Below are 16,669 nucleotides of genomic sequence, written 5' to 3'. Positions count from 1 at the left end.
GTTGCGCTCGACCACTTCGCCCAGCGCGCTGTCCCGCCACTTCTCGAACCCCTTGGGACGGCGGCTCTCCGCCCCCCGCACCGCCCGGTCGGCGGCGGCCTCGTCCGGGACGCCTCGGGGTTCTCGCCGTAGGTGGTGCGGCGGTCCTTCCCGTAGGAGAGCTGCTTGTTCTCCTGCGGTGTGCGGCGCCGGGCCATCGCCTCCTCCTCGGTCGGCTGGACCGTACCGAGGCGGAGACGCGGCCCGCGATCGTTCTCCCGCTCAGCCCACCGGCTCGGTGAGCTGGGGACGGGCCTCCGGGGCCGCCGCGCGGACGGCGTCCGCCGCCTGGTCGTCCGGCTCGGTCTGCGACGCCCGCTCGGCGTCCACGCGCGCGGTGTACACCTCGACCTCGCGGGTGATCCGCTCCTGGTCCCAGCCGTGCACCCGGGCCATCAGCCCGGCGACCGCCTCGGCGCAGTCGACGCCCCGGTGCGGGTACTCGATGGAGATCCGGGTCCGCCGGGTGAGCGCGTCCTCCAGGTGCAGCGCGCCCTCGTGCGAGGCCGCGTAGACGATCTCGACCTGGAGGTAGTCCGGCGCGCTCGGCACCGGCTTGAGCAGCTCCGGGTCGGCCGACTCCAGCACCTCGTGCACCAGCGAGCCGTACCGGTCGAGCAGGTGCCGCACCCGGTAGGGGTGCAGGCCGTAGCGGGTGGCCAGCTGGTCGACCTGGTTGACCAGGGCGTGGTAGCCGTCCGCGCCGACCAGCGGGACCTTGTCGGTGATCGACGGCTGGATCCGGCCCGGCAGGTCGACCGACGCGGCGTCCACCGCGTCCGCGCCCATCACCCGGTAGGTCGTGTACTTGCCACCGGCGATCGCCACCAGGCCCGGCGCGACCCGGGCCACCGCGTGCTCGCGGGACAGCTTCGAGGTCGACTCGCTCTCGCCCGCGAGCAGCGGGCGCAGGCCGGCGTAGACGCCCTCGATGTCGTTGTGCGTCAACGGGGTCGCCAGGACCGTGTTGACGTGGTCCAGGATGTAGTCGATGTCGTTCTTGGTGGCCGCCGGATGCGCCAGGTCGAGGTTCCAATCGGTGTCCGTGGTTCCCACGATCCAGTGATTGCGCCACGGGATCACGAACAGCACCGACTTCTCCGTGCGCAGGATCATCCCCGACTCGGAGACGATCCGGTCGCGCGGCACCACGATGTGCACGCCCTTGCTGGCCCGCACCCGGAACCGGCCCCGGCTGCCGGACAGCCGTTGCAGCTCGTCGGTCCAGACACCGGTCGCGTTGATCACGGCGTGCGCGTGGACGTCGGTCTCCCGGCCGTCCTCCACGTCCCGGACGCGGACGCCGGAGACCCGGTCGGCCTCCTTGAGGATCGCCACGACCTGCGTGGACGTCCGCACCACCGCGCCGTAGTGGGCGGCCGTGCGGCCCACCATCATGGTGTGCCGGGCGTCGTCGGCCTGGGCGTCGTAGTACCGGATGCCGCCGATCAGGGCGTCCGGCTTGAGCGCCGGGACCATCCGCAGCGCACCCGCACGGGTGAGGTGCTTCTGCCCCGGCACGGACCGCGCGCCGCCCATGGTGTCGTAGAGCAGCAGGCCCGCCGCGGTGTACGGGCGCTCCCAGACCCGGTGCGTGAGCGGGTAGAGGAAGCTCACCGGTTTCACCAGGTGGGGTGCGATCCTGGTGAGCATCAGCTCGCGTTCCCGCAACGCCTCGCGGACCAGCCCGAACTCCAGCTGCTCCAGGTAGCGCAGCCCGCCGTGGAACAGCTTCGACGACCGGCTCGACGTGCCCGAGGCCAGGTCACGGGCCTCGACCAGGGCGACCCGCAGGCCCCGGGTGGCCGCGTCCAGCGCCGCGCCGACGCCCACCACGCCGCCGCCGATGATCACCAGGTCGAAGGTCTCCGACCCGAGGCGCTCCCAGTCGCTGTCGCGGTCTTCCGGGCCCAGGCGGCCGGGCGTGGCGGGTGCTGCGGGCGGCTTGCGCGTGGCCACTGTTCAACGCCTCCCTGATACTGGCTCGAGGTCCGACCAGGACTGACTCGACCACGTTACCGGCTGGTACGCCACCGTGGACAACTGATCACCACCGGAACCAGCGTCACATTCACCGCTGGGTGGCAGCGCCGCCGGACCCCGGACGATGCGTGACCACCCGCAAGGCAAGGAGGTCGGCGGATGAGCAATGGCTCGATCTTCGTGTGGGAAGCGCTCGGCACCGCGATCCTGATCCTGCTGGGTGCCGGCGTCGTCGCCAACGTCGTCCTGAAGAAGTCCGCGGGGAACAACGGCGGCTGGCTGCTGATCAACTTCGGCTGGGGTCTCGCGGTGTTCGCGGGCGCCAGCGTCGCCGCGCCCAGCGGCGCACACCTCAACCCGGCGGTCACCCTCGGACTCGCGGTGGCCGACAAGGTCGAGTGGGGCGCGGTGCCGTTCTACGTCGCCGGGCAGATGCTCGGCGCGTTCCTCGGCGCGGTGCTCGCCTGGCTGACCTACAAAGTGCAGTTCGACACCCACGACGACCCCCGCAACACGCGCGGGATCTTCTGCACCGCGCCGACCGTGCTCGCACCGGGGTGGAACCTCGTCACCGAGATCATCGGCACGTTCGTGCTGGTCGCCTGGGTGCTGCTCAGCCCCGGGGCGAAGGCGGCGCAGGACGGCGTCCCGCAGTTCGGCAACTCCGCGCTGGGCTACGCGGGCGTCGCGTTCGTCGTCATCGCCATCGGCGCCTCGCTCGGCGGGCCCACCGGGTACGCCATCAACCCCGCGCGCGACCTCGCGCCCCGCATCGCCTATGCCATCCTGCCGATCCGCGACAAGGGCAGCGCCGAGTGGGGCTACTCCTGGGTCCCGGTGATCGGTCCGCTGGTCGGCGGCCTGCTCGCGGCGCTGCTGTACCTGGCCCTCCCGGTCTGACCGCACGAAAGGACGCAGCATGACCAAGTACGTGGCCGCGCTCGACCAGGGCACGACGTCGACCCGGTGCATGGTCTTCGACCACTCGGGCCGGGTGGTCGCCGTCGACCAGACCGAGCACCGGCAGATCTTCCCGCGCGCCGGGTGGGTCGAGCACGACCCCGAGGAGGTGTGGACCAACGCCCGGCAGGTGGCGGCCGGCGCGCTGGCCAAGGCCGACCTGACCATCGCCGACATCGCCGCGGTCGGCATCACCAACCAGCGCGAGACCACCGTGGTGTGGGACCGGACCACCGGCAAGCCGGTCTACAACGCGATCGTCTGGCAGGACACCCGCACCGACAAGATCTGCCAGGACCTGGCCGCGCTGGGCCGAGAAGACGGGCAGGGCGGCCAGGAGCGGTACCGGGCCAAGACCGGGCTGCCGCTGGCGACGTACTTCTCCGGGCCCAAGATCCGCTGGATCCTGGACAACGTCGACGGCGCGCGGGCCAAGGCGGAGGCCGGTGACCTGCTGTTCGGCAACATGGACTCCTGGATGCTGTGGAACATGACCGGCGGGCCGAACGGCGGCGTGCACGTCACCGACCCGACCAACGCCTCGCGCACCCTGCTGATGGACCTGGACACCCTCGCCTGGGACGCCGACAACGCGGCCGACATGGGCGTGCCGCTGTCCATGCTGCCGGAGATCAAGTCGTCCTCCGAGGTCTACGGGCACGTCCGGGAGCGCGGGGCGCTGGCCGGGGTGCCCATCTCCGGCATCCTCGGCGACCAGCAGGCGGCCACCTTCGGGCAGGCGTGCCTGTCGCCGGGCGAGGCCAAGAACACCTACGGCACCGGCAACTTCGTCCTGCTCAACACCGGCAACGACAAGGTCATGAGCGAGAACGGCCTGCTCACGACCGTCTGCTACAAGATCGGCACGGCGGCCCCGGTGTACGCGCTGGAGGGCTCGATCGCGGTGACCGGCTCGCTGGTCCAGTGGCTGCGCGACAACCTCGGCCTGATCGGCTCGGCCGACGAGATCGAGACGCACGCCCGGTCGGTGGACGACAACGGCGGCGCGTACTTCGTGCCGGCGTTCTCGGGCCTGTTCGCGCCCTACTGGCGCTCCGACGCGCGGGGCGCGATCGTCGGCCTGACCAGGTTCGTCGCCAAGGGCCACCTGTGCCGGGCGGTGCTGGAGGCGACCGCGTTCCAGACCCGCGAGGTGATCGAGGCGATGAACGCCGACTCCGGGGTGGCGCTGACGTCGTTGAAGGTCGACGGCGGCATGGTGGTCAACGAGCTGCTGATGCAGTTCCAGGCCGACATCCTGGGCGTGCCGGTGATCCGGCCGCAGGTCAACGAGACGACCGCGCTGGGCGCGGCCTACGCGGCGGGCCTGGCGGTCGGGTTCTGGGAGTCGGAGGACGACATCCGGCAGAACTGGGCGCAGGACAAGCAGTGGGACCCGTCGATGGACGAGGACACCCGCGAGCGCGAGTACCGGTCCTGGAAGAAGGCGGTGACCAGGACCTTCGACTGGGTGGAGTGACCGGTGCGGGGCGTCGTCCGGCGGGCGACGCCCCGAGCGCGGGTCAGTCCAGGTCGTCGTGGCGCATGAGCTGGCGGCCGGCCTCGGTGATCGAGCCGGTCAGCGACGGGTAGACCGAGAACGTCGTCGCGAGGTCCTCGACGGTGAGCTGGTTCTGCACCGCGAGCGCGATCGGCAGGATCAGCTCGCTGGCGTTCGGCGCGACCACGACGCCGCCGATCACCACGCCGGTCGCCGGGCGGCAGAACAGCTTCACGAAACCGCGCCGCAGGCCCTCCATCTTGGCCCGCGGGTTGGTGGCCAGCGGCAGCATGATCGTGCGGGCCGGGACCTCGCCGGAGTCGATCGCGTGCTGGCTGATGCCCACCGACGCGATCTCCGGGTTGGTGAACACGTTCGCCGCGACCGTCTTGAGCTTGATCGGGCTCACGCCCTCGCCCAGCGCGTGCCACATGGCGATCCGGCCCTGCATGGCGGCGACGCTGGCCAGCAGCAGCACGCCGGTGCAGTCGCCCGCCGCGTACACGCCGGGGACCGTCGTGCGGGACACCCGGTCGACGGTGATGTACCCGCCGCGGCCGGGCTCGACGCCGATCTTGTCCAGCCCCAGGTCGGTGGTGTTCGGCACCGAGCCGACCGTCATCAGGGCGTGGCTCGCCTCGATCGTGCGACCGTCTTCCAGGTGAATCAGGACGCCGTCGCCGACGTTCTCCACCCGGTCCGCGCGGGCGTGCTTGACCACGGCCGTGCCGCGCTCGGCGAACACGTCCTCCAGCACGGCGGCCGCGTCGGCGTCCTCGTGCGGCAGCACGCGGTCCCGGCTGGACACCATGGTCACCTTGACGCCCAGCTCGGTGTAGGCGGAGGCGAACTCGACGCCGGTGACCCCCGAGCCGATCACCGCCAGGTGCTCCGGCAGCTCCGGCAGCTCGTAGATCTGCCGCCAGGTCAGCACGCGCTTGCCGTCCGGCTCCGCGCCGGGCAACACGCGCGGGGTCGCGCCGGTCGCGATGAGCACCACGTCGGCCGGCAGCACCTCGGGCTCGCCCTCGCCGGTGATCGCCACCACCCGGTGCTGGGCCAGGCCGCGCTCGTCGTCGCAGAACTTCGCGGTGCCGGTGATGATCCGCACGCCCTCGCGCTGGAGGCGGGCGCGGACGTCGGCGGACTGCGCCAGCGCGAGCCCCTTGACCCGGCCGTGGACCACCGGCAGGTCGACCGCCGCCGTCGTGTCGTCGGTGCGGATGCCCAGCTCACCGGCGTTGCGGAAGGCGCTGCGGCCACCGGCGGAGGCGATGAAGGTCTTGGACGGGACGCAGTCGTAGAGCACGCACGCGCCGCCCAGGCCCTCGGCCTCGACGACGGTCACGTCGGCTCCGTGCTGGGCCGCGACCAGCGCCGCTTCGTAACCTGCGGGACCACCGCCCATGATGACGATGCGGGTCACGACAAGTCCTCCTCGCGTTCTGCTGCGGCCGGGACAACCGTACGCGGTCGGGTTCCGGGGCGTGTCGTCCGGTCTTCCGGTCCCTCCTGGTGATCGCGAGGTCGCTAGGCTGTCGTCGTGCCGCTCTATGCCGCGTACGGGTCCAACATGGATCCGAACCAGATGATGGAGCGAGCCCCGTACTCCCCGATGGCGGGGACCGGGTGGCTCGCCGGCTGGCGTCTGACCTTCGGTGGCGAGGACCTCGGGTGGGAGGGTGCGCTCGCCACGATCGTGGAGGACCCGGACGCCCAGACGTTCGCCGTGCTGTACGACGTGAGCCCGCGCGACGAGTCCCGGCTCGACCGGTGGGAAGGCGCGCTGGGCCTCTACAAGAAGATCCGGCTCCGGGTGCAGACCCTGGAGGGCTCGGTCACCGCCTGGCTGTACGTGCTCGACGCCTACGAGGGCGGCCTGCCGTCCGCGCGGTACATCGGTGTCGTGGCCGACGCGGCGGAGGCGGCCGGCGCGCCGGACGACTACGTCTCGGACCTGCGCACCCGGCCGTGCCGGGGTATCGGGCCCTGATCGCCGGCCGGCGCAGACCGCCCGGTCGGGTGACTCGGGATCGGTGCCGGCCCCGCGATGTCGGGGGCGCGGGGCCGGCACCGGGTCAGTGGTGGCCACCGCCGGGTCGTCCCGGCACCAGCCTGGCGTGCAGGCACCTGGTCAGACGGGCGACCAGGGCCGTCGGGATCCGCAGGTCCGCCGGTCCGGCCCGCAGGAGCGTCCACCTCCCGGACTCGCGCACGGCCAACCGCCCCTGCTCGGGCGCGTAGTCGAGGGCGAGTTCCGCCGCCGGCCAGGCGAGGTCGGCCGGTCCGGTCGGTGCCGGGTAGTGCTGCTCCGGTGCGGGCAGCCCGGCGTCCACGACGGTGAGCAGCAGCCGGCTGCGGCCCGGCGACTTGCCGGTCGCCAGGCCTAGCAGCGCCAGCGCGCGGCGGGTGCCGCGCGGGTCCGGACGCCCGGTGATCGCAACCCGGACGGCCGCCTTCAGCTCCGCCCGGCCGGCCGCCGGCAGCTCGGCCAGGACCTCGTCCGTGCAGGCCAGCGCCACGTACCGGTCGCCCCGGCAGAGCACGTCGACCAGCGCCGCGGCGACCGGTTGGCAGCGCAGCCCGGCCACCTCGCACACCTCGTCCACCCGGCCGTGGTGCACCCGGACGCCCGCCTGTCGCCCGGCACCGGCCCAGTACGGCACCTGGACGTGCAGCGTCCCGATGCCGGCGGCGGTGCAGCCGTGCAGGCGCAGCGCCGTCTCCCGGGCCAGCACGGCGTGCGGCCCGGCGGCCAGCAGCACCGCAGCGCACCGGGTGCGGAAGTCCAACGCGTGCTCACGGGCCACGAGCACCCGCCGGCCGTAGCGCACCAGGACGCCTTCACCCAGGGCGGCGCGCAAGGTCGGCGGGCCGACCCGGGCTTCGAGGACCGAGCGGACGTGGGCACCGTGCAGGCCGGCGGGCAGGACGATCACGACCAACCGAGGGGCGAACCCCCGGCCGCCGTACCGGGTTCACCCGGTCGAGGGGAGCAGGTCGGTCAGGTGCTGCACCAGCCGGCGCGGGTCCGTCGGGGACACCGTGCTCCACGGCTGCTGGCCCGGCGTCGCCCGGCGCAGCTGCGCGTACCGGCCGTGCGGGTTGTCGAAGAACGCCACCACGTGCTCCGGCCGGACCCGCTTGCCCCACTTGTCCCGCACCGCCGCGCCGAACTGGCCGCGGTTCCCGGCGTCGGTGAACATGTCGGCGAGCGCCTTGGCGTCCTCCTGCCGCACGCCGCGCGACCGCAGCGCCGCCTCCAGCTTGTCCGGCGTGCCCGCGGCGGCCGCCGCCGCGTCCAGGTCGGCGCTCGGCAGCGTCACCGAGTGGCCCGGACCGGGCGGCGCGGCCGGCAGCACGCCCAGCGCCTCGCGGGGCAGGCCCTCGCTGGAGGCCGGGCGCAGTGTGAGCTGCTCGCCGTCGAGCACCGCCAGCACCGCCGACTGGCCCTTGGCCGCGGCCAGCACCCGGACGCTGCGGCCCAGCCACAGCCGGCCGTCGACCTCCTGCTGCGGCCGGTTGAGCAGGTGCAGCAGGTCCTCCAGCATCGGGTCCAGCGACACCGGGCGGCCCAGGCCGCGCCGGTCCAGCCCCGCCCACGCGGTGCGCTCCAGCTCCGCCCGCTCGGCGTGCGTCCTGCCGGGTGAGGGGACCTTGAGCACCAGCGGCATCGTCTCCAGCCGCAGGTGCTCCCAGAGCACGTCGAACTCCAGCGCGGAGATCGTCACCGGCTCACGCAGGTCGTTGGTGCCCAGGTCCAAACCGAACGTCGTCATCAGTGGGTGGTGCTCTCCCCGATCACCGGTGGCGAGATGATCCCGCCGATGCCGTAGATGTCGTCGGTCTCGCGCAGGTAGTCGGCGCCGTCGTGCTCGCCGTCCTCATCCTCGTCCGCCCGCGCGCCGCCCAACCCGCCGAACGGGTCGAACGCCTGCTGCTGCGGCACCGGGACGCCGACCGTCCGCTTGTGCACGGTGTCGTTGCCGCCCTGCTGGCCCGCGCCGGGCAGGCCGCCCGCGCCCGGACCGGGGGAGGTGCCGGCGTGCTGGGCGTTGGCCGCCGCGATCGCGCCGAACTCCGCGGCGCTGACCGAGGTGGTGCCGCTCGCGCGGCCCAGCGCCTGGTCGGTGGGGTTGCCGGCGCCCTGGTGCTGCTCGGCGGTCGTGGTGTCGGCCGCCTTCTTGTCGCGGTCGCGGTCCTGCCGGCTGCCGGCACCGCCGCCGATCACGCCGCCGGCGCCGAACCCGGGGTGCCCCGGACCGCCCGGCACGCTGTTCGCGGGCCGGGTGTGGGAGCCGCTGCCCGGCGTGGTGGTGGTGCTCGGCGCGGTCGACGTGCCGGTGGTGCCGCCGATCACGCCGCCGGGCCGGGCCGGCTGCTGCGGGGTCCACCCGCCGCGCCCACCCCGGCCGCCGCCGCGCCCGCCGTTCCAGCCGCCCCACCCGCGACCGCCGCGCGGACCGCCGCGGAAACCGGCCGGGCCGCCGACGCCGACGCCGTCGTTGCGCACCACGTCCGGCGCGGTGATCAGCAGTTGCGGGGGCTGGTGGAACTGGCCCAGCGTGGTCACGTTCGAGGTGGTGGACGACGCGTAGGTGGTCATCACCTCGCGGGCCCGCTGCTCGGCCGCGTTGTGCGCGCGTTCCTGCTTCTCGTAGTCCGTCTGGCCGCCCACGAGGTGGGTCAGGCCGGTCAGCAGCGCGCCCGGGTCCTCGGCGGTCACCTTCACCGGCGGCGGCATGTCGGCGCGGGCCTTGGCGATGTAGTCGGCCTGCAACTCGGCGGAGGTGCGCATCACCTCCGCGCCGCCGCGGGCGTCGTCCGCCCACGCGGCCAGCGGGTTCATCCCCGTCCGGGCCTGGTCGGCCGCCGCGCCCTCCCAGGTCGCGCCCGAGCGCAGCACGCCGGCGTGCAGCTCGGAGTTGATCTCGGCCAGCGCGGCCGACACGCCCTCCCAGCGCTCCACCGAGGCGTGCGAGGCCGTCGGCCCCGGCCCGGAGTTGATCTCCCGGTAGAGCTCTTCGTGGCTGTAGCCGTTCCAGCGGTGTCCATCGGGCATGACGATTCCCCTTGCCTGCGGCGTGCTCAGCAGCCGCCTTGCTGCTCCATCAACCCGGTGTTGTCGTCTTCGATGGACCGGTACTGCTGCTCGACCAGGGTCAGCGCGTCCATGGCGCCCTTGAGCTGCCGCTGGTAGTCGCGCAACGCGTTCAGCGCCGAGTCGCCGGACTCCAGCGAGCGCTCGTTGAACCGCTCCGCGGCGTCCGCGCTGACCGGGTCGCCGGCCCAGGGGCGGACCCTGACCTCGGTGACGGCCAGCTCGATCTGCTGGTCCAGCTTCGTCAACGCGCCTGCGAACGCGTTGCGGAGACTGGGTATGGCGCTGGGTTCCACGTTCAAGGTGTGCGACATCGGCGGCGGCGTGCCGCCCGTGTCCGCACCACGGCCGTGGTCTTCCGACGGCATGGACGACCTCCCCGTCTGCCTCTGTCGTCTGCCTCGGTTCGACTCCCGGCCACGCCGGCAGGTTCCCTCGGCATGGTCACTTTAGCCACACGGTCCGACAGCGGGGAGTAGGTGGAACGCACTTCCCCCGCGCGGGTCAGCCCCGTTGCAGCAATCCGGCGACAGCCGCTTCTGCCGCGCGTTGCGCCCCCTGGCAGAGAATGTCTTGCTTCACCTGCGTTTTGTTGCCGCCGTCGCGGAACATCACGTCCAGGAACTGGCCGGCGGCCACGTCCACCTCGACAGTGCACACGTCGTCGATGCCCGGCGTGCGCACGGTGAGCGCCGGGAACCCGGACACCGTCGTCGGCGCCGCCTCCACCTGCGCATTCTCGCTCAACCACACCTCGATGCCCTCGACCGTGACCAGCACCAGGCGCACCACGTTGCCGCTGATGCTGCTCCGAATGGTGCACGCCTTCGCGTTGCCGAAGCTCGATTCCACATAGGCGCTGGGTGGGTTGTCCAGGCTGAGCTGCATCCGCTGATCGGCGGACAGCACCGTGCACGGGTCGACGCCGTCCAGCGGGAGTTCCGCCGGCCGGGCCGGCAGCGCGATCCTCGGCGTGGTCGTCACGCTCAGTGGTTCGTCCACCCGGCCGTCGGCCTTGTTGTCGGGCAAGGGCGTGCACGCGACGAGCGCCGACGCGGTGAGCGCGACGATCAAGCGAGCAGCCCTCATGAGCACCTACCGTAGCCGGGTCCACACCTCGTGTGGACCCCTGGACTCGAATCCGCATTTCCGCGCCAACCGCTGCCCGGCATCGTCGGAAGGCACCGCGGTGATCCGCGCAAGATCGAGAAAACCGAACGCGAAGCCCGTCACGGCTTGCGCCGCGCGGGTCGCGATGCCTTTTCCGCGCAGTTCCGGCGTGATCCAGCAGAACAGCTCGCCGGTGGCGGAGATCGAGATCTCGCCGACCGCGACGTTCGACAACTGTTCACACACCGCCCACGAACAGGTTTCGTCCGCTTCCCACTGCCGTCGCCGTTCGGCCACGTGCGCGCCCGCCGCGTCGACGCTGTCGAACCGGCCGCCCGCGTGCAGCGCCACCCGGTCGTCCACCCGGTCGTCGGCCCGCAGTGCGCGCAGGTAGGACTCGCCCGCGTTGATCTCGACCGGCTCCATGGCCGGCGAGACTAGTCCGTCACGAACCCGTCGTGGCGTTCGGCCAGCGCTTCGAGTTCGGCCCGGCGGGCGGGCGCGGGGGTGCCGTCGGGGGCGGTGGTCACCTCGACGACCCAGTCCGCGTCCTCGGCGTCGTCCTCGCCGGCCAGCAGGTCCTTGTGGACGGCGCAGGGTGTCCAGCCCGCCGCGCGCAGGTCGCGGGCGAGCGCTTCGGCCTCGTCCCGGTCGTGCAGGACGAGCAGCAGGAACTCAGCCACCGAGCAGTCCCCGAGCGGCCAGGGCGGCGTGCAGCGCGGCGGTGTCGGGCGTGTGCGCGCCGTCGATGCCAGCCTCCACCGCACCGGCGGCGTTGGCCGCGCTGTCGTCGCAGAACACCGTCTCGCCGGCCGGCACGCCCAGCCGGGCCAGGGCCTTGCGGAACGCCAACGGGTCCGGCTTGGCCGCGCCGAGTTCCGCCGAGGTGACCACGTCGTCCAGTTCGCGGTCCAGGCCCAGCGCCCGCAGGTCGGCCGGCAGCCGGTCGGTCGCGTTGCTGAACAACGCCACCCGGTGCCGCCGCCGCACCACCCGGACCAGGTCCAGAGCCGCCGGCACGACCGCGCCCAGCCGGCTCCACGCGGCCACCGCGTCCCGGGCCGCGTCGGGGCCGACGTCCGCCGCCAGCCGGTCGCGGATCGCCGCCCGCCACCGCGCGTCCGGCACCTCGCCGACCAGCGCCGGCCCGACCAGCGAGAAGGCGAGCCGGCCCAGCGAGCCGCGCGGCAGGCCGAACGCGTCCTCCACCGGGTCGTCCGGGCCGAACTCGCGCAGCACGCCGTCGAGGTCGAGCAGGAGCAGCGTCACCGCCGCCCGCCCGCGCGGCCGATCAGCACCGCCACCGCCGGCACCACCAGGAAGATGAACGGGCTGCGGACCGCGAAGAAGAACAGCAGCACGCACAGGATCCCGACCGCGGGCACGATCGCCGACGCGATCCTCGGGTCGAGCTGGAACCGGCCGCGCGGCGCGGGCGTCGCCGACGGCAGCGGAGCCACCTGCGCGAACACCGGGTGCGGTGCCGGCAGGTCGCCGAACAGCGCCAGCAGCTCGCCCCTGGTCTTCGCCGCGGTCACCCGGGCCGACCGGTCGCCGTACTCGTCGACGTCCATCCGGCCCTCGCCGAGGTGTTCGCCCAGCAGTCGGAGCGCCTGTTCGCGATCCGCGTCACCGATCCGGATGTCCCGTTCGCCCACGCCGTCGAGCTTATTCCTTGATTTCGCAGAGCACGGTGCCCTGGGTGACCGTCGTGCCGGGTTCGGCGGAGAGACCGGTCACGGTGCCCGCCCGGTGCGCGGTCACCTGGTTCTCCATCTTCATGGCCTCCAGCACGACGATCAGCTCGCCCGCCTCGACCCGCTGCCCGTCCTCCACCGCCACCTTGACGATCGTGCCCTGCATGGGCGCGGTCACCGCGTCGCCGGACACCGCCGCGCCGCCCTTGCCGCCGCCCCGCTTGCGCGGCTTGGCCTTCGCGCCCGGCTTCGGTGCCGCGCCGCCGACCGCGAGGTCACCGGGCAGCGACACCTCCAGCCGGCGGCCGCCGACCTCGACCACGACGGTCTGCCGCGGCTCGTCCTCGCCGGCCTCCGCGCCGTCGGTGAACGGCTCGATGGTGTTGTCGAACTCGGTCTCGATCCACCGGGTGTGCACGGTGAAACCCCGGTCGGTGCCGACGTAGGCCGGGTCGCGGACGATCCGGCGGTGGAACGGCAGGACGGTCGCCATGCCCTCCACGACCATCTCGTCCAGCGCCCGCCGGGCCCGCTCCAGCGCCTGGGTGCGGTCCTCGCCGGTGACGATCAGCTTGGCCAGCAACGAGTCGAACTGACCGCCGATCACCGTGCCGCTCTCGACGCCCGCGTCCACCCGGACCCCGGGCCCGGACGGCGCGACGAACGTCGTCACCGTGCCGGGGGCGGGCAGGAAGCCGCGGCCCGCGTCCTCGCCGTTGATCCGGAACTCGATCGAGTGGCCGCGCGGGGTCGGGTCCTCGGTGAACCGCAGCGGCTCGCCGGCCGCGATCCGGAACTGCTCGCGCACCAGGTCGAGACCGGCGGTCTCCTCGCTGACCGGGTGCTCGACCTGGAGCCGGGTGTTGACCTCCAGGAACGAGATCGTGCCGTCCACCGCGACCAGGTACTCCACCGTGCCCGCGCCGTGGTAGCCGGCCTCCTTGCAGATCGCCCGCGCCGACGTGTGGATGGCCGCCCGCTGCTCGTCGGTGAGGAACGGCGCGGGCGCCTCCTCGACCAGCTTCTGGTGCCGGCGCTGCAACGAGCAGTCGCGGGTGCCGACCACGACCACGTTGCCGTGCTGGTCGGCGAGCACCTGCGCCTCGACGTGGCGCGGCTTGTCCAGGTAGCGCTCCACGAAGCACTCGCCGCGACCGAACGCGGTGACCGCCTCGCGCACCGCGCTGTCGAACAGCTCCGGGATCTCCTCCAGCGTGCGCGCGACCTTCAGGCCGCGCCCGCCGCCGCCGAACGCCGCCTTGATCGCCACCGGCAGGCCGTGCTCGCGGGCGAACGCGACCACCTCGTCCGGCCCGGCCACCGGGTCCTTGGTGCCGGGCACCAGCGGCGCGCCCGCGCGCATCGCGATGTGCCGCGCGGTCACCTTGTCGCCCAGGTCGCGGATCGCCTGCGGCGTCGGCCCGATCCAGACCAGGCCCGCGTCCAGCACGGCCTGCGCGAAGTCGGCGTTCTCGGACAGGAACCCGTAACCGGGGTGCACCGAGTCCGCGCCCGCGCGCTTGGCCACGTCGAGGAGCTTGTCCACCGAGAGGTAGGTGTCACCCGGCGTGCTGCCGCCGAGGGCGAACGCCTCGTCCGCGAGCCGGACGAACGGGGCGTCCCGGTCCGGGTCGGCGTAGCCGACGACGCTGGCCAGACCGGCGTCCTGACAGGCGCGGATGACCCGGACGGCGATCTCACCGCGGTTGGCGACGAGGACCTTGCGCAGCGACACGACGTCCTACCTCCTGGCAACGCTGGTGCGGAGCGGCAATGGACGGGGAGTTTAGTACTCGCCAGTAAGTCGTGGTGGAGAGACAGCTCACGTGCGGGTGCGACAATCGGCGATCGTGACCCGACCGCCGGTTGCCGCGCTGCTCGTGGCGTCCCTCGCCGTGGCCACGACCGTCGCCGGGATGGTCATCGCGTGGTCGCTGCGCCCGCCCGAGCCGGCCGCGCCGACCACCGGGCCGAGCGTGGACGACCTGCGCTGCGGGTCGGTCGCCTGCCAGTCGGTGGTCCGCGCGGACGTCGGCGGGGACGCGGTGGAGGTGCTGATCGGCCAGGGCGTCGGCCGGATCCGGACCAACGGGGCGTCCGGGAACAACATCTTCGAGCTGACCATCGCCGAGTCCGGCGCGGCGATCACCGCCGACTCGCTGGAGTGCCGGGACGCGGTGGTGTCGGTGTGCCTGGTGCACGGGTCGGTGGGCGGCGAGGTGCGCGGCGAACTGCTGGTGCGGCGAGGCGGGGCCTGGTCGCGCGCGCAGCTGCCGTACGTGGCCAGCGGCGGTTACCTGGGGTTGGGCGACGTCAACGCGGACGGGGTGGACGACGTGGTGGCGGTGCAGCGGGCGTGCAGCCCCGGGGTGGACTGCTCGCGGCGGTTCGCCCAGGTGTTCTCGCTGGTGGGCGACAAGGCGGAACTCGGCTGCACGACGGTGGTGGCCACCCAGGACCTCCTGCCCGGCTGGCCGGACGTCACCCCGGCCCCCGCCCAACTCCGCCCTTGTGGCGCCTGACCCACCGTCTGCTGCCCAGGACCGCCGGCCGCGCACTGCCGCCCGCCGGCCCCGCCGGTGGCGGCCGCCGGCCCCGCCGGTGGCGGCCGCCGGCCCCCGATGATCATTGTCCCACCGGGTACCGACAATCGCCGGCCCGCCGCAGGTCACGGGTGGTTCCGAACTCGCGGCCGGGGCCGCCGGCGCGACCGGTGCGACTCGGCCCGAGACCCCGGTTGGGGGGCTCGGGCCGAGTGGTGAGCAGTCGGTCAGGTCCGGCCGGCTCAGGGCTGGCCGGCTCAGAGCTGGCCGGGTCAGGGTCGGCCGGATCGAACCTGGCCGGACCAGGGCTGGGTGGGGCGGGTCAGGCGGGGCTGATGCGGCCGGTGGCGACGGGCTCGCGGGGGCCGGCGAGCAGGGGCGGCTCGCTCGGCGCGTTGAGCACCTCGTCGTCCAGCAGGCCCTCCGAGCGGGCGACCAGGACCGGGACGGTGATCTGGCCCGCCACGTTGGTCGCGGTGCGGACCATGTCCAGGATCGGGTCGATCGCGTAGACCACGGCCACGCCGGTCGCGATCACCTCGGGCGGCATGTTCACCGCGCCCAGGGTCAGCGTCAGCATCGTGAACCAGCCGGTCGTGCCCGCCGTCGCCAGCGCGCCGAACACCGCCACCGCCACGATCGCCACGTACTGCCACAGGCCGAGCTCGACCCCGAACAGGTTCGCGATGAACACCGTCGCGATCGCCGGGTACACCGCCGCGCAACCGTCCATCTTCGTCGTCGTGCCCAGCGGCACCGCGAACGACGCGTAGTCGTCGTCCACGCCGAGGTTCGCGGCGGTCTGCCTGCTCAGCGGCAGGGTCGCGCCCGACGAGCGGGACACGAACGCGAACTGGATGGCCGTCCACGCCTTCGAGAAGAACGTCACCGGGTTGACCTTGCCGACGAACCGCAGCAGCACCGGGTACACCACGAACAGCACCAGCAGCGTCCCGCCGTACACGGTCGCGATCAGGCTGAACAGCGGCTGCACGAACGAGTTGCCGTAGGTCGCGAACGCCGTGCCGATCAGGCCGAACACCCCGAGCGGGGCGAGCAGCACGATCCAGCCGACGATCTTCTGCACCAGGTCGAACGCCGACCGGGTGAAGCTCACGAACGGCGCGGCCTTCTCGCCCAGCGCGTACGCGGCGAAGCCGACCAGGATCGCGATGAACACGACCTGGAGCACCTCGCCCTCGGTGAAGGCGCTGAAGATGTTCGACGGCACCAGGCTGTCCAGCAGGGTGCTCCACGAGCCGCCCTCGCGGGTGGCCAGCCGCTTGACCGCCGCGTCCGTCGGTGTCACCTGGACACCTGTGCCGGGCTTGAAGATCAGCGCGATCGCCAGCCCGATGAGCACGGCGATCAGCGAGGTGATCGCGAACCAGAGCAGCGTCTTGCCGCCCAGCCGCGCGGCCCGCGAGCTGCCGAGCCGGCGCAGGCTGGTGATGCCGACGACGATCGCGGTGAACACCAGCGGGATGACGGTGAACTGCAGCAGGCTGGTGAACGTGCCGCCGATCTTGCCCAGCGTGGTGGTCAGCCAGGGCAGCGGGACGGACTTCGCGAGCCAGCCCGCGAGCGCGCCCAGCACGAGCGCGACGAGCACGGTGAGGCCGAAGACCTTCGGCTTGGTGTAGGTGCGGACGAACGACATCTCGGGCTCCGGGGGTGCGCAGGGCAGGACTGGGACGGCGGTCAGCCGTGACAGCCCGTGCTCGTCCTGCGCCCG

General features: G+C 73.0%; 17 protein-coding genes. 4 read left to right on the top strand and 13 right to left on the bottom strand.

The features are described from left to right. Nucleotides 1–261: 261 nt before the first annotated feature. Nucleotides 262–1,998, bottom strand: a complete 1,737-nt coding sequence (locus tag BN6_RS37180) for a glycerol-3-phosphate dehydrogenase/oxidase (RefSeq protein WP_015105021.1) — start codon at nt 1,996–1,998, stop codon at nt 262–264. Nucleotides 1,999–2,181: 183 nt separating this feature from the next. Between BN6_RS37180 and BN6_RS37175 the strand changes: the two genes are divergently transcribed. Continuing rightward, a complete protein-coding gene (locus tag BN6_RS37175) occupies nt 2,182–2,922 on the top strand; it encodes an MIP/aquaporin family protein (protein ID WP_015105020.1) in 741 nt (246 codons plus the stop codon). Nucleotides 2,923–2,941: 19 nt separating this feature from the next. Next, nucleotides 2,942–4,462 carry a glycerol kinase GlpK gene (glpK, locus tag BN6_RS37170; protein WP_015105019.1) on the top strand — a complete coding sequence of 507 codons (1,521 nt, stop codon included), beginning with the start codon at nt 2,942–2,944 and terminating at the stop codon, nt 4,460–4,462. Between the two features lie 43 nt (nt 4,463–4,505). Here the strand turns inward: glpK and BN6_RS37165 are convergent, their stop codons facing one another. Further along, nucleotides 4,506–5,909: an NAD(P)H-quinone dehydrogenase gene (locus BN6_RS37165; RefSeq protein ID WP_015105018.1), complete on the bottom strand. Its 1,404-nt coding sequence runs from the start codon at nt 5,907–5,909 to the stop codon at nt 4,506–4,508. A 117-nt stretch (nt 5,910–6,026) separates the two neighbouring features. Here BN6_RS37165 and BN6_RS37160 point away from each other — a divergent pair, with 117 nt between their 5' ends. After that, nucleotides 6,027–6,476 (top strand): gamma-glutamylcyclotransferase family protein, encoded by a 450-nt coding sequence (locus tag BN6_RS37160; RefSeq protein WP_015105017.1) that lies wholly within the window; start codon nt 6,027–6,029, stop codon nt 6,474–6,476. An 85-nt stretch (nt 6,477–6,561) separates the two neighbouring features. Here BN6_RS37160 and BN6_RS37155 read toward each other — a convergent pair whose 3' ends face one another. From BN6_RS37155 to BN6_RS37110, 10 genes are all read right to left on the bottom strand, one after another. After that, nucleotides 6,562–7,428, bottom strand: coding sequence for a hypothetical protein (locus BN6_RS37155; protein ID WP_015105016.1), 867 nt, complete (start codon nt 7,426–7,428; stop codon nt 6,562–6,564). A 33-nt stretch (nt 7,429–7,461) separates the two neighbouring features. Then, entirely contained in the window at nt 7,462–8,262 is an 801-nt protein-coding gene (locus BN6_RS37150; protein WP_015105015.1) for an ESX secretion-associated protein EspG, read from the bottom strand. Beyond that, nucleotides 8,262–9,545 carry a PPE domain-containing protein gene (locus BN6_RS49880; RefSeq protein WP_015105014.1) on the bottom strand — a complete coding sequence of 428 codons (1,284 nt, stop codon included), beginning with the start codon at nt 9,543–9,545 and terminating at the stop codon, nt 8,262–8,264. Before BN6_RS49880 ends, BN6_RS37150 begins: the two co-directional genes overlap by 1 nt. Before the next feature lie 26 nt (nt 9,546–9,571). After that, a complete protein-coding gene (locus BN6_RS37140; protein WP_015105013.1) occupies nt 9,572–9,952 on the bottom strand; it encodes a hypothetical protein in 381 nt (126 codons plus the stop codon). Nucleotides 9,953–10,088: 136 nt separating this feature from the next. Continuing rightward, the gene (locus BN6_RS37135) at nt 10,089–10,658 is read right to left on the bottom strand and encodes a DUF3558 domain-containing protein (protein WP_015105012.1); all 570 of its coding nucleotides are present in this window, start codon (nt 10,656–10,658) and stop codon (nt 10,089–10,091) included. A 21-nt stretch (nt 10,659–10,679) separates the two neighbouring features. Continuing rightward, a complete protein-coding gene (locus tag BN6_RS37130) occupies nt 10,680–11,120 on the bottom strand; it encodes a GNAT family N-acetyltransferase (RefSeq protein WP_015105011.1) in 441 nt (146 codons plus the stop codon). Between the two features lie 11 nt (nt 11,121–11,131). Then, nucleotides 11,132–11,377 carry a hypothetical protein gene (locus BN6_RS37125; protein WP_015105010.1) on the bottom strand — a complete coding sequence of 82 codons (246 nt, stop codon included), beginning with the start codon at nt 11,375–11,377 and terminating at the stop codon, nt 11,132–11,134. After that, nucleotides 11,370–11,963, bottom strand: coding sequence for an HAD family hydrolase (locus BN6_RS37120; protein ID WP_041315442.1), 594 nt, complete (start codon nt 11,961–11,963; stop codon nt 11,370–11,372). The genes BN6_RS37125 and BN6_RS37120 overlap by 8 nt, the downstream gene beginning before the upstream one ends. Further along, the gene (locus BN6_RS37115) at nt 11,960–12,352 is read right to left on the bottom strand and encodes a DUF1707 SHOCT-like domain-containing protein (RefSeq protein WP_015105008.1); all 393 of its coding nucleotides are present in this window, start codon (nt 12,350–12,352) and stop codon (nt 11,960–11,962) included. The genes BN6_RS37120 and BN6_RS37115 overlap by 4 nt, the downstream gene beginning before the upstream one ends. 10 nt (nt 12,353–12,362) lie before the next feature. After that, a complete protein-coding gene (locus tag BN6_RS37110; protein WP_015105007.1) occupies nt 12,363–14,126 on the bottom strand; it encodes an acetyl/propionyl/methylcrotonyl-CoA carboxylase subunit alpha in 1,764 nt (587 codons plus the stop codon). A 115-nt stretch (nt 14,127–14,241) separates the two neighbouring features. On the opposite strand from BN6_RS37110, the gene BN6_RS42750 reads away from it, so the two are divergent. Then, entirely contained in the window at nt 14,242–14,913 is a 672-nt protein-coding gene (locus BN6_RS42750; RefSeq protein WP_148303159.1) for a hypothetical protein, read from the top strand. Nucleotides 14,914–15,256: 343 nt separating this feature from the next. Here the strand turns inward: BN6_RS42750 and BN6_RS37100 are convergent, their stop codons facing one another. Then, on the bottom strand, nt 15,257–16,594 hold the full coding sequence (locus BN6_RS37100; protein WP_015105005.1) for a dicarboxylate/amino acid:cation symporter: 1,338 nt from the start codon (nt 16,592–16,594) through the stop codon (nt 15,257–15,259). Nucleotides 16,595–16,669 lie beyond the last annotated feature (75 nt).

It is taken from the genome of Saccharothrix espanaensis DSM 44229, from assembly GCF_000328705.1.
Classification (GTDB): domain Bacteria; phylum Actinomycetota; class Actinomycetes; order Mycobacteriales; family Pseudonocardiaceae; genus Actinosynnema; species Actinosynnema espanaense.
Note: the sequence above shows the minus strand (reverse complement) of the source record. Positions and strands in the feature narration are given on the sequence as shown.